The 12,887-nt window shown below is 42.9% G+C and carries 13 protein-coding genes; 12 read left to right on the forward strand and 1 reads right to left on the reverse strand.

The window, feature by feature from the left end:
* Positions 1 to 19: 19 nt before the first annotated feature.
* Complete coding sequence (locus tag Q8W22_RS03490; RefSeq protein WP_305451610.1) at positions 20 to 634, reverse strand: hypothetical protein; 615 nt, start codon at positions 632 to 634, stop codon at positions 20 to 22.
* A 584-nt stretch (positions 635 to 1,218) separates the two neighbouring features.
* On the opposite strand from Q8W22_RS03490, the gene Q8W22_RS03495 reads away from it, so the two are divergent.
* The 12 genes from Q8W22_RS03495 (at position 1,219) to Q8W22_RS03550 (ending at position 12,887) form a co-directional block, all read left to right on the forward strand.
* A complete protein-coding gene (locus tag Q8W22_RS03495; protein WP_305451611.1) occupies positions 1,219 to 3,003 on the forward strand; it encodes an SLC13 family permease in 1,785 nt (594 codons plus the stop codon).
* A 28-nt stretch (positions 3,004 to 3,031) separates the two neighbouring features.
* Positions 3,032 to 3,664: an adenylyl-sulfate kinase gene (cysC, locus tag Q8W22_RS03500; RefSeq protein WP_305451612.1), complete on the forward strand. Its 633-nt coding sequence runs from the start codon at positions 3,032 to 3,034 to the stop codon at positions 3,662 to 3,664.
* Complete coding sequence (gene cysQ, locus Q8W22_RS03505) at positions 3,648 to 4,469, forward strand: 3'(2'),5'-bisphosphate nucleotidase CysQ (RefSeq protein WP_305451613.1); 822 nt, start codon at positions 3,648 to 3,650, stop codon at positions 4,467 to 4,469. Before cysC ends, cysQ begins: the two co-directional genes overlap by 17 nt.
* Before the next feature lie 36 nt (positions 4,470 to 4,505).
* On the forward strand, positions 4,506 to 5,420 hold the full coding sequence (gene cysD / locus Q8W22_RS03510) for a sulfate adenylyltransferase subunit CysD (protein WP_370693328.1): 915 nt from the start codon (positions 4,506 to 4,508) through the stop codon (positions 5,418 to 5,420).
* A gap of 304 nt (positions 5,421 to 5,724) precedes the next feature.
* Positions 5,725 to 7,143, forward strand: a complete 1,419-nt coding sequence (cysN, locus tag Q8W22_RS03515; protein ID WP_370694160.1) for a sulfate adenylyltransferase subunit CysN — start codon at positions 5,725 to 5,727, stop codon at positions 7,141 to 7,143.
* Positions 7,140 to 7,364: a glycosyltransferase family 2 protein gene (locus Q8W22_RS03520; protein ID WP_305451614.1), complete on the forward strand. Its 225-nt coding sequence runs from the start codon at positions 7,140 to 7,142 to the stop codon at positions 7,362 to 7,364. The genes cysN and Q8W22_RS03520 overlap by 4 nt, the downstream gene beginning before the upstream one ends.
* The gene (locus Q8W22_RS03525; RefSeq protein ID WP_305451615.1) at positions 7,361 to 7,516 is read left to right on the forward strand and encodes a hypothetical protein; all 156 of its coding nucleotides are present in this window, start codon (positions 7,361 to 7,363) and stop codon (positions 7,514 to 7,516) included. Before Q8W22_RS03520 ends, Q8W22_RS03525 begins: the two co-directional genes overlap by 4 nt.
* A 2-nt stretch (positions 7,517 to 7,518) precedes the next feature.
* The gene (locus Q8W22_RS03530; protein WP_305451616.1) at positions 7,519 to 9,036 is read left to right on the forward strand and encodes a hypothetical protein; all 1,518 of its coding nucleotides are present in this window, start codon (positions 7,519 to 7,521) and stop codon (positions 9,034 to 9,036) included.
* Entirely contained in the window at positions 9,033 to 10,634 is a 1,602-nt protein-coding gene (locus Q8W22_RS03535; RefSeq protein ID WP_305451617.1) for an aldolase catalytic domain-containing protein, read from the forward strand. The genes Q8W22_RS03530 and Q8W22_RS03535 overlap by 4 nt, the downstream gene beginning before the upstream one ends.
* 9 nt (positions 10,635 to 10,643) lie before the next feature.
* Positions 10,644 to 11,384, forward strand: a complete 741-nt coding sequence (locus Q8W22_RS03540) for a 3-deoxy-manno-octulosonate cytidylyltransferase (protein ID WP_305451618.1) — start codon at positions 10,644 to 10,646, stop codon at positions 11,382 to 11,384.
* Positions 11,377 to 12,033: an HAD family hydrolase gene (locus tag Q8W22_RS03545; RefSeq protein ID WP_305451619.1), complete on the forward strand. Its 657-nt coding sequence runs from the start codon at positions 11,377 to 11,379 to the stop codon at positions 12,031 to 12,033. Before Q8W22_RS03540 ends, Q8W22_RS03545 begins: the two co-directional genes overlap by 8 nt.
* On the forward strand, positions 12,030 to 12,887 hold the full coding sequence (locus Q8W22_RS03550; RefSeq protein ID WP_305451620.1) for a 6-hydroxymethylpterin diphosphokinase MptE-like protein: 858 nt from the start codon (positions 12,030 to 12,032) through the stop codon (positions 12,885 to 12,887). Before Q8W22_RS03545 ends, Q8W22_RS03550 begins: the two co-directional genes overlap by 4 nt.

The raw sequence follows: 12,887 nt of genomic DNA on the forward strand, positions 1-12,887 counted from the left end.
CGGTTTCTAATCTACAGGATTAGAATGGACTTGTCGCTGGAGGCGTAGTGTTGCTGTCTTCGTCAAGTGCCACTGAGATCACAGATGTCGTCGTACCTGTTGTCGCCAGTAACGTTCCGGCTGCAATATCACTTGAAGAGAAACCAACAGAAGCCGCTGCTGCTGTTACTACCGTGCTGGACTGGCCACTGCTGACCACACCGGCAACGATTACTTCTGCAGGAATACCTGCAGCAATGCCTGCCTGCATTACGGAGGACACCGGTACGTTGTTGGCAACAGCAGCCTGGGTAACACCAGCAATCGCATCGATGGCGCTAACGCCGTCAATTTGTATCACTGCTGCCATAATATCTTTGGTGCTGATGCCAGCTTCAAGAGCTGCAGAGGCTGCTGACTGGATAACAGACACTGGAGAAACACCAGAAGCGATAACGGCAGCAATGATATCGCTGGCACTGTAACCAGCAGCGGCCAAGTCGGCAGCCAGCTGGGCATCGCAAGATCCACCACAATCTGCAGAGGCCTGCAAGTAGGCATCTCCCAAAGACATGACAGACAGGTAGTCGGTGATAGCGGCAGAAGCAGACATGCTGCTCAGGCCGATAATGGCACCCAGTAAAATTTTTCGCATGGTCGTAATCCCTGTGAATTTATAAAATCTGGTTAATTGTACCCCGAGGGCAAAGTGGCTGCAAAGCCTGGTTGGCTAAAAATGGTTATATTTTATACAAACAACGTTTTGCGTCGTGGTTGTTGGGAATTGTTCAGTGGTTGCTGGGTGGTGGTTGGAGTTGTGTGTAAAGAGAGTCTCTCGTTGCTGCCGTTGCCGCAATGACACGGCCTACTAAATTTGGCTTATTTTGAGACATCGTCCCGTTTATTTTGTTGATTTTGCGTTTGGGATAATTGGGTCACATGTTTTATATAAAGAGTACAGAAAAGCGAACTTGTGGACTGGTTATCACTCAGTGTTGCATCCCACGCAGTGACCTTACTCATTGATTCACCTTACAAATGGAGCAAATCATGAAAAGGTAACCGTGGTGAAATTTGTGCGAGCTATCGTGGTTACAAATTTTTACAAGGCATGGCGATTTATCCTGTGATCGTGCAGAATGCGCCTTCGCTCAGTAAGGTTATTCCCTACGGCACTTGTACTCCGTGCTGGATGAGGCAAAAGGCTTTGAAGCCCTGAATTAACGGACTGGAATCACTATGGATCTGGGGAGCAGCAACAGTCTGGTGGATACTGTCTTTGTGGCCGGTTTGTTAATGGTAGTGCTGGTCGGCCTGTCTCTGAACGTCGCTTCGGCAGAAAAGCTGTTTACCGCCGCATTGATGCTTTTGTTGTTGGCTGGAGTGTTAGCGCCAGCAGAGGCCTTTGTCGGTTTTTCCAACACCGGCATTTTTACCATCGCTGCATTATATGTGGTAGTGGGCGGGTTAAAGGAATCCGGTGCAACTCAGGTGTTGCGGCGTTATCTGGTTGGCAACCCCAAAAATCAGACATCTGCCAGTCTTCGCGTTTTGCCTGTGACAACACTGTTGAGCGCAGTGGTTAATAACACCCCGGTGGTTGCCATGTTCACTACGTTATTGCAAAGCCAAAGCAAACGCTTCTCCATTCAGTTATCCAGTATCCTTATCCCGGTTAGTTACGCTTCGATCCTGGGAGGAACCTGTACTCTGATCGGTACCAGCACGAACCTGGTAGTTGATGGCATGCTGCGACAGGGGGGGTACACAGGTTTTGGCTTGTTTGAAATTGCCTGGGTGGGGATTCCAATTGCTATTTTGGGGTTGATTTATATCTTTCTGGCTGGTCGTTACCTGTTACCAGACAGAGAAAGCTCCGTTGAGCAATTTGATCAGGTGCGTGAATACCTGGTTGAAATGATGATTCAACCGGGCAGTGAGTTGGTGCGTAAAAACATCCAGGAAGCGGGTTTGCGTAACTTGCCGGGGCTTTTTCTGGTCGAAATAGAAAGAGAAGAACAAATTATATCGGCTGTTCGGCCGCGTACTGTACTCGAAGCCGGAGACCGGTTGGTGTTTGCCGGTAGCCCGGAATCCGTACTTGAATTGCGCAATATTCACGGTTTGGTCCTCGCTAATGACCAGCGCTTCAAACTGAATGGTGCCAGCTCGGATCGACGCCTGTTCGAAGCTGTGTTATCGCCTTCCAATCCCATGATTGGCCAAACTATCCGCGAAGCGCGTTTCCGTCATCGGTATAGCGCTGTTGTGCTAAGTGTATCGCGTCATGGCCAACGGTTGCGTGGTAAGTTGGGCGAACTTGTTCTGTGCGAAGGGGATACTTTACTGGTAGAAGCACAGAAAGGCTTCTTGATGCGGCATCGTAATAGCCGGGATTTTTTATTGGTCAGCAAGTTAGGCACACCGCCATTGGCAGATGAAACCAAGGCTTTGCCCGCATTGGCGATCTTTACAGTCATGTTAATCGCTTCAGGCACTGGAATGACCAGTATTCTTGTTAGCTCGATAGCGGCAGCAGGCGCTATGTTGGCGATGAAATGTATAACGTATGAAGATGCAGGCAAGTCAATCGACTACTCAATCTTGTTAGTCGTTGCTTGTGCTTTCGGGTTGGGTGCTGCGGTTGAAAAAGTTGGCTTGGCCAAGGATATTGCCAGTGGTTTGCTGGCCGTTGCCGATTCGCCGCTCAGTGCCTTGATTGCCGTGTATCTGGCGACGGTATTACTTACCGAAATGATGACCAACAACGCAGCCGCCATCATTATGCTGCCAATATGTTTAAATACTGCCGAAGTGTTAGGTGCCAATTATGAACCATTTGCAATTGCAGTGATGGTTGCAGCTTCTGCCAGTTTTATGACTCCTACCGGTTACCAAACCAACTTGATGGTAATGGGGCCGGGGGGGTATCGTTTTATGGATTACGTTAAGTTTGGAACGCCGCTCAGCATTATTGTTGCGGTTACGTCTGTCAGTGTTATACCAGTGGTCTGGTCATTTTAGAGATGGGCTGTTTTTACAAGGAGCCAGAGTGAAAAACGAAAATATAGTGTGGCACAACCATGCGGTGGATAAATCCATTCGCTCCTATATGAAAAAGCAGCAACCTTGTTTGCTCTGGTTTACCGGTCTGAGTGGGTCGGGAAAATCGACGATTGCAGGGGCCGTAGAAAGCATGCTGGCTGAGCGTTTACAGCACACGTATCTGATGGATGGTGATAACGTCCGCCACCGTTTATGTGGCGATTTGGGTTTTAGTGAAGAAGACCGCATCGAGAATATCCGACGGGTTGGAGAGGTCGCGCACCTTATGGTTGATGCCGGGCTTATTGTGCTGACGGCATTTATTTCTCCGTTTAAAAGTAACCGGGAAATGGTTCGCCAGATGTTATCAGGTGGTGAGTTTATCGAGGTTCATATCGATACTCCCATCGATGTGTGTGAAACCCGTGATCCCAAGGGTTTGTACAAAAAGGCCCGTGCCGGAGAAATCAAGGATTTTACGGGTATCGATTCTCCTTATGAAGCTCCAGAAGCTGCAGAAATTTGTATCAAGAATGACAACATCAGTATTCAAGACGCTGCGCAACAAGTGATTGACTACCTCGATCAGCATGGCTACCTCAAACCCGTAAAGGAAGGTTCCGATGCCATTATTGGTTAATCAGGTTATCGATATTGCCCGCACCGCTGGAGCGGCAATTCTGGAAATTTACAACACTGATTTTGCACAGTACGAAAAGAGTGATTCCAGCCCGCTCACAGAGGCCGACCTCGCCGCGCACCATATTATTTGCGATCGCTTGGCCAGTATTAGTGACTATCCTGTGCTATCAGAAGAGTCTGATAAAGAAGATATAACCTGGGAAAAACGCAGTCAATGGAACACGTATTGGCTGGTTGACCCGCTGGACGGCACCAAAGAATTTATCAAGAAGAATGATGAATTTACCGTCAATATTGCCTTGATCCAAGGTGGACGAGCTGTTCTGGGGGTGGTGTATTGCCCACCTCTGGATCGTATGTATTATGCCGCCGATGAAATTGGTGCCTATCGCCAGGATGGTACCGCGGAAGCTGTCAAGCTAAGTGTGGCTGATGAACCAGGTACTGATGAAGCATGGAACGTTGTCGGTTCCCGTAGCCACGGCGCGGAAGCGCTGTCTGCCTTTTCTCAGCAACTGGGGGAAGTTAACCTGGTTTCGATGGGCAGCTCTCTGAAGTTGTGCCTGGTTGCTGAAGGTGCTGCACATCTTTATCCGCGACTGGCTCCAACGTGCGAGTGGGATACGGCCGCAGCGCAAGCTATTGTGGAACATGCTGGGGGGCAGGTCTTAACTCCGACATTGAAAAAATTACAGTACGGTCAAAAAGAAGACTTACTTAACCCGTATTTTATTGTTTGTGCTGAGGCCGGTGAGCGCTGGAGTGCAGTGTTTACCGAACTGGCTCAACCTGAACAAGCTTAAGCCTAGTGTCAGCCCATATTCGAAAAAGTGACGATTATGACTATCAGTAAAAAACGCCTTACTCACCTCAAACAGCTTGAGGCTGAAAGTATCCATATCATCCGTGAAGTGGCTGCCGAGTTCGATAACCCGGTGATGTTGTACTCCGTTGGTAAAGACTCTGCTGTAATGCTGCATTTGGCCTCCAAGGCTTTTTTCCCTGGCAAACCACCATTCCCTTTGATGCATGTGGATACCACTTGGAAGTTCAAGGAAATGATCAGCTTTCGCGACACCATGGCTGCCAAAGTCGGTATGGATCTGATTGTGCACGTTAACCAAGATGGCGTAGATCAGGGTATTGGCCCGTTTACTCATGGTTCCTCGGTACATACCGATGTAATGAAAACCCAAGGGCTGAAACAGGCGCTGGATAAATACGGCTTTGATGCCGCCTTTGGTGGTGCGCGTCGAGATGAAGAAAAGTCACGTGCCAAAGAAAGAGTGTATTCCTTCCGGGATAAAAACCATCGCTGGGATCCGAAAAACCAGCGTCCTGAGCTGTGGAATATCTACAACGGCCGTATCAACAAAGGCGAAAGCATTCGTGTCTTTCCGCTCTCTAACTGGACTGAGCTGGACATCTGGCAATATATCTATCTTGAAAGTATCGAGATTGTACCTTTGTACTACGCTGCCATGCGTCCGGTTGTGGAACGTGATGGCATGCTGATTATGGTTGATGACGAGCGTATGCCGATCCAAGATGATGAAAAAGTCCAAGAAAAAATGGTGCGTTTCCGGACTTTGGGTTGTTATCCGTTGACAGGAGCCGTTGAATCTGAAGCTGCCACTCTGCCAGAAATTATTCAGGAAATGCTACTGACTACTACGTCCGAGCGTCAGGGGCGTGCTATCGACCACGATTCATCCGGCTCGATGGAAAAGAAAAAAATGGAAGGATATTTCTGACTATCCATACCGTTCAGATAAAAGAACCTACTTCTTCCTACTTGCAGACAGTAGGGTATTGCCCACAACAACACCCGTCGGAAAGTGAGTGGTGAGGGTTGCAAGAGGGAAGAGGGAAGGTTGCAAGTAAAACGTAGGGTAGTCACTTTCCCCGATGTTATAAGAACTTATCTGAACGGTAAAACATAGGCCTTTTATCCTGATACGTCACACAACAGGCCAGCAGAAAAATAAATTCATGGTTTGGCCACTGTGTGACCTGATCGAAATAAATTTAATATGTGGATACTCCAGCAATGCTGGAATGCAAAAAGGTAATAAAATGGCTCACGCATCCGATATGATCGCCGATGACATTCTCGGCTACCTGAAGCAACATGAAGAAAAAGACATTCTACGCTTCCTGACCTGCGGTAATGTTGATGATGGCAAATCCACTCTGATCGGACGGATGTTGCACGATTCCAAACTGATTTTTGAAGATCAACTTGCTGCGATCAAAAATGATTCACAGAAATTTAACACCACTGATGGTGAATTTGACCTCGCCTTGCTGGTTGATGGACTGCAGTCCGAGCGGGAGCAAGGCATCACCATCGATGTTGCCTATCGTTATTTCTCTACTGAAAAGCGCAAATTCATCATCGCCGATTGCCCAGGGCACGAACAATATACGCGCAATATGGCAACCGGTGCTTCCAGTTGCGATGTTGCCGTTATTCTGATCGATGCCCGAAAAGGTATTCAGACACAAACGCGCCGTCATAGTTATATCGTCAGCTTGTTGGGTATTAAAAACGTCATTGTAGCCATTAATAAAATGGATTTGGTCAATTTTGATCAAACCATTTATGAACAAATCAGTAAAGACTATACCGAATTTGCGCAATCGTTGGGTTTTAATAACATTCATCCAATCCCATTGTCTGCTTTAAAAGGTGACAACGTAGTCGATCGCAGTATTAACACCGACTGGTATACTGGCCCAACCATGGTTGAGCTATTAGAAACCATTGAAACCAATAAAGCGGACGAATTTGAAGGTTTTCGCTTGCCTGTACAATACGTTAACCGCCCGAATCTCGATTTCCGTGGTTTTTGCGGTACCATTGCAGCAGGTGAAATTCATCCAGGTGACACAATCACTACTTTGCCATCTGGTAAGACCAGTAAAGTAGATCGCATTGTTACTGCGGATGGTGACCTTGATTTGGCCATTGCAAGCGAAGCCATAACCCTGACACTGGAAGATGAAATCGACATCTCCCGTGGTGACTTGATTTACACAGGTAAAGCCCCGTTATTTGGCGATAGCTACCAGGCTGAAGTGGTATGGATGCACGAAACCCCGATGAAAACAGGCAAAGAATACCTGTTCAAGGTGGGTACCAAGAGCGTTTATGGCATGGTAGATAGTGTTCAGCATCGTGTCGATGTCAATACGATGGAACATCTCGACGCGACTGAACTGAACCTCAACGAAGTTGGCTTGGTCAGCATCTCTCTAAATGCCCCCGTTGCACTGGACGAATACAGACAGGTTCCAGGTAATGGCTCATTGGTTATTATTGATCGTATATCCAATATTACTATTGCTGCCGGTATGGTTCGTGAATTAGCAGAAGGCGGTGTTGCCAAATCGATTGCTGATATGAGCTATGAAGAACGGCTGGCGGAGTTTAATCGTGAAGTAGATACTTTGGTTCGGAGGTATTTCTATTGAATGATGTAAATCATCAAGATTCAGGCGGAATGCCTCTTGTAAGTGTGGGTGTTACTACTAAGAATAGAAGGTGTTTAGTAAAAATAGCTCTTCAGTCTGTTGCTAATCAAAGCTATTCAAATATAGAAATCATACTGGTTGATGATAGGACAGAGGATGACTATTCTTCAGTTGATGAGTATTTTGGAAGAAAATTTTACTATAAGGTATTAAAATCGTGATTTATAAAGCTGCTCTCATAGAAGAAAGAAAAAGCAATTTATTTTATGTAAAGATAGTTCAAAAAAATGTCGCCATTGCTGGCTGTATAACTGACGGTTTGAGTGGTGTCGCAAATAATGGCGATTGCCATAATTTGTTTGGGATGGATTGATCGTGGCAAACTCTACTGCAATAGGCAGAATGTTTTCGGCAAGTCTTGCTAACTGGGTTGGTATCGGTGTTAGCTTGTTAAGTCAAATAGCTTTTGTTCCTATCTTTTTGAGCCATTGGGGTGCTGAAACGTATGGTGTCTGGTTACTTTTTTTAGCTTTTTTAGGCTTCGCAGGACTAATACAAGGAGCTCATAGAGATTTCATTTATTATGAAAGCTTAAAGCTTGGTAAACAGAATATTGATAAGGTTTGTCTGCAATTATCTTCAGCATTGCCGATTGTTGTGTTAACCTCATTTGTTGTATTCCTGGTTGTTTATTTGCAATTTGAATATTCAATTATTGATTCCTCATTTGGTCTTTCTGAGGAGTTAAGACAAGATTTTTTGCTTTCAGCAATGATACTGGTTTTGGTTCTTATGGTTTCTAGTAACTATTATGGATTTTTGCTGGGGCCAGTTATTTTGCTGGGGTATTATCCTTTTATTACCTGGTCTAAAGTGATTATGGCCTTTGTTGTGTCAATTACACCTGTCTTTGTTGTTGTTTTTGGTGGGGGATTAATTGATGCTGTAATAGGATGGGCTATTGCTACTTTTTTTGTGAATATGATAGCTATTTATATTGTGTTGGGTTTATATAAAAAAGAAAATATAAAACTTTCAAAACCGTGTTTTAGATTGGGATTAAAGCAGTTTTCAAACTCTATCTGGGTGTTGGTAAAATATACTAGCGACATGTTTAGGCAGGCTGGTATACGTTTTTTAATTATAAATTTTGTAGGTGCAACAGCGGTTGCCCAATTCGCAACAAATCGTACGGTTGCAAATGTGGCCCAACAAGGCATAGGATCACTGGTTGGACCAATATTGCCCGAATTAATGCGTTACGTGCATGAAAAAAAACAAGTGGAAATTCAGGCAACGCTGGCCTTGTTGTGGCTGATGCTGTGTTTTTTTATTGCACCGGGTTTTGTTATTCTACAGCTTTTTGTAGAGCCTTTGTTTGAAATATGGACGGCTGGGGCGATTAAATTTGATCCCGTATTATTTGCTGTTCTTTCATCTTCGATACTTGTGGTGGTTTTAGCGCAGTCTTCTGAAAGTATCCTTCGAGGAAATAATCTATATAAGATCCAACTGGTAATATCATTGACTGTTTTGCTAAGTTTATTTCTAGTGGTTTATTTTTCTTCGCATGCTCTGGGGGTGTTGTCAGCCGGCCTTGGCTTGCTAGTGTCTGAAACAGTGGCGATGTGTTTATCAGTCTGGAGAGCCAAAAAATGGATGGCGAGTAAACAGTTAAAGTGGCCTTGGCAATATTTTTTGCTATCGAGCTTGAGTGTTGGTTTGACTGTAACTGGTTTATTACTGATAGCTTATAATGTGGTACCCAATATGGCAGTTGTTTTTATTTTATTGCTACAATTTATTATTGCTATAAAATTTTGGCAGCTAATGCCTTTATTAGCGAAAGAAAAAGCTTACAGACTGTTAAATAAATTAGGAATAAAAAAATGATCAAATTACTGGACTGTACGCTCAGAGATGGTGGTTACTACAATGTGTGGAATTTCTCCCCAGAGTTGGTTACTGATTATCTTGAAGCAATGGACTCACTTAATGTTGATTTTGTTGAAATTGGTTTGAGAACCTTAAAAAATAATAGTTTCAAAGGTGGTTGTGCATTCAGTAGCGAGTTTTTCTTATCCAGTTTAAATATCCCCAAAAAACTGGAAAACAGAATCGGGGTGATGGTTAATGGATCAGAGTTGGCAGATAAAGAAACTCAAATAGACTCATTGGAAAAGTTGTTTGATCATAGCTCAGACTCACTTGTTTCCCTGGTACGTATAGCCTGCCATGTCCATGAGTTTGAAGCCTGCTTACCTGTGTCAAAATGGTTGAAAGACAATGGATATTTGGTCGGCTTCAACTTGATGCAAATTGCTGAAAAAAGTCTGGAAGAAATTACTGAGCTTGCCAAGCTTGCCAGTGGCTATCCTATTGATGTGCTTTATTTTGCCGACTCAATGGGTAGTTTGAATCCAAATCAAGTCAGTCAAATCGTACAGGCATTCAAAGAGGGGTGGACTGGGGATTTGGGAATACACACACACGACAATATGGGACAAGCGGTTACCAATACATTGGAGGCCATTGATAACGGCGTTACATGGGTTGATTCAACAGTAACAGGTATGGGGCGTGGCCCCGGTAACGCCCAGACAGAATACTTGTCATTGGCAATAGAAAATTCAAGAAATCAAGCTGGTAATCCAACCAAATTACTTGAAGTAATTCGTAAATACTTTAGACCTATGCAAGCAGAATTTGGCTGGGGTAGTAATTCTTATTATTATCTTGCTGGTAAATATGGTATCCACCCAACCTATATTCAAGAAATGCTTCAAGATTCACGCTATAGCGATGAAGATATTATTGCGGTGATTGATCATCTTAAAATAGAAGGTGGGAAAAAGTTCAGCTTGGATACCCTGGAATCAGCGCGCCACTTTTATTCTGGAAAACCACGGGGAAGCTGGAACCCAAGAGATGAAATAGAAGGGAAATCTGTCTTGATTATTGGGGCTGGTCCTAGCGTAAAAAGATATCAGTCATTAATTGAAAACTACATTAGTACTTATAAACCTTATGTAATTGCATTAAATACACAAAGAGGTATAGATCAATCCTTGATAAATATCAGAGCAGTCTGTCATCCAGTCAGACTGCTTGCGGATTGTCAAGAACATCTGGCACTGCCTCAACCCTTGGTTACACCTTTTTCCATGTTACCTGAGGATATTAAGCAAGCACTGCATTCAAAAGAAGTCTTGGATTTTGGATTGGACGTTATGCCTCAAAAATTTGCATTGGATAAGCATTATTGCACTCTGCCCAACTCATTGGTAATTACTTATGCCCTGGCCATTGCAAACAGTGGGGGAGCAAATAAAATTAATCTGGTTGGGTTTGATGGTTTTGGTGCAGAAGATCCACGCAATAAAGAGATGGAAGAAACATTAAAGACTTATTTGGAAGCCAAGGGTTTGCCTCTTTGCTCCCTAACACCTACGCGTTATGATATACCAACTCAATCAATTTTTGGTTTTTAAGGGCGAGTCATGAAAACAATTATCGTTATTCCTGCAAGGTATAAATCCAGTCGCTTTCCTGGTAAACCACTCGTAAAACTAGCAGGCAAGCCTATGATCCAGTGGGTAGCGGAATTGAGTGCAAAAACGGTTGGAATGGAAAATGTCTTTATCGCAACAGACGATAAAAAAATTGAATCCTCTGTTCAGGATATGGGCTATCAAGTCGTTATGACTTCTGAAAACTGTTTGACTGGTACAGATCGACTTGCTGAAGTTGCGCAAAAAATTGAAGCTGATATTTATATTAACGTACAAGGTGATGAGCCTTTGGTTAATCCGGAAGATATTCTAAAAGTAATTGATGCAAAAAAAGCCAACCCAAATGATGTAATTAATGGTTATGCCGTTATTGGGGCTAATGAAGATCCTGAAAATGTTAATATTCCAAAGGTAATATTCACGGAAGATAAGCGCATGATTTATATGTCGCGAAAGGCTCTGCCAGGGTTCAAGGATGACAAAAACAAGCCTGCACAGTATTACAAACAAGTTTGTATCTACGCATTTAATCGACAAGAACTGTTGAGTTATGGCGATTTTGGTCGAAAGAGCAAACTTGAGCATTCTGAAGATATCGAGATTATCCGTTATATGGAATGGGGACAAACCATTCGAATGGTTGAAACCAGACCCGGTAGTTTAGCGGTAGATATACCTGGTGATGTGGCCAAAGTAGAAGCAGCATTAAAGGAACTACATAATGCCTGAACTGGATATAACCCAATATCAAACACTCGTTTTTGATTGTGACGGCGTGCTTTTAAACTCGAATAAAATAAAAAGCCAAGCATTTTACAAGGCTACCAAACACTTTGGGCATGAGTCAGCACAGGCTTTTGTGGATTATCATATGCAGAACGGCGGTATTTCACGTTATGCCAAAGTGAAATATTTTATCAAAGAGATTTTAAAACAAGAATTTGATGAAACGCTTTATCAAGATCTGTTAGCTCGTTTTGCTCGAGCTGTAAAAGATGGGCTAATGGCATGTGATATAGCGGAAGGGTTATCGGAGCTTAAAACCAAAACCAAATCAACATGGTTTGTTGTGTCAGGTGGAGACCAGAATGAATTAAGAGAGGTTTTTTCTGCCCGTGATCTTGAGAAATATTTTGATGGTGGAATTTTTGGTAGCCCGGATAGTAAAGATATTATTCTGGCGCGAGAGATTTCAGCACACAACATCACTAACCCTGCTCTTTTTTTAGGGGATAGTAAATATGACTATCAAGCTGCATCTCTTGCAAATATCGATTTTGTTTTTCTACATCAATGGACTGAAGTCGATGATTGGGAGGTGTTTTGCAAAACTAATGGTTTGAAGAGTGTTTCTTCACTGAAGGATTTTGTAGTATGAGCCACCAACAAACGATTGAAAAAATAAAAAAAGATTTGTCAGACAATGTATTTGTTATTGATGCATTGAGAGATACCTTTAAAGGAAAAACTGCACTGGTTATCTCTGCTGGGCCATCAGCGGAAAGCTGGAAAGAAATTTATGAAAAAGAAAAGCATAATTGCCCTGTAGTGATATGTATAAAACAGACTCTAAATTTAATAGATGTACCGTGCGATATTCATTTTATTAATTCTGCTAATTTAATTAAGTATGAATATCAATCAAATACTCTTTCGGTTATGACCAGAAACTCTAAAGCTGCCCCTGTTTTTGGTAAGTATGATGTTGGATTTAAAATAATGGAAGGCTTTAATTATAAGCCAAGATATTATCTTGCAACCAATAAATGTTTTGATTGTTATACGCTTGATAAAACAGGAATTTATAGGCCGCTAGGACCAGGTATAATGCACGAGAGTGTTTTTTATACATTGGTGCATATGGGTTTTAAACGAATTGTTACTATTGGATGGGATGTTGCTGATTCAACAGGGGGGAATCGACATTTTGGTGAGGTGAAAGATAAAGGCCAAGATAAACCTTATGAATCTTCTAAAGTTAAAATTAAAATTAAAAAAATATTGAGCTACTTTAAACTTGAATCTATATATGGAAAAATAGGTTTTTCGAAACGATATGTAAAAGGTTTTATAAATTACTATTTAGGAAATAAAGTAAATTTGGCAGGGATGGCTATCGGTGAAGCAGAAATTGTTTCTTCTAGTATAGAGAGTTTGAAAAAATGGTTGCAGAAAAATGATGTTATTCTAGATATTAATTCTCATTCTGGGTGGGTTAATAAAGGAAAATGA

The organism is Oceanobacter sp. 1_MG-2023, assembly GCF_030689025.1.
Classification (GTDB): domain Bacteria; phylum Pseudomonadota; class Gammaproteobacteria; order Pseudomonadales; family Oceanobacteraceae; genus Oceanobacter.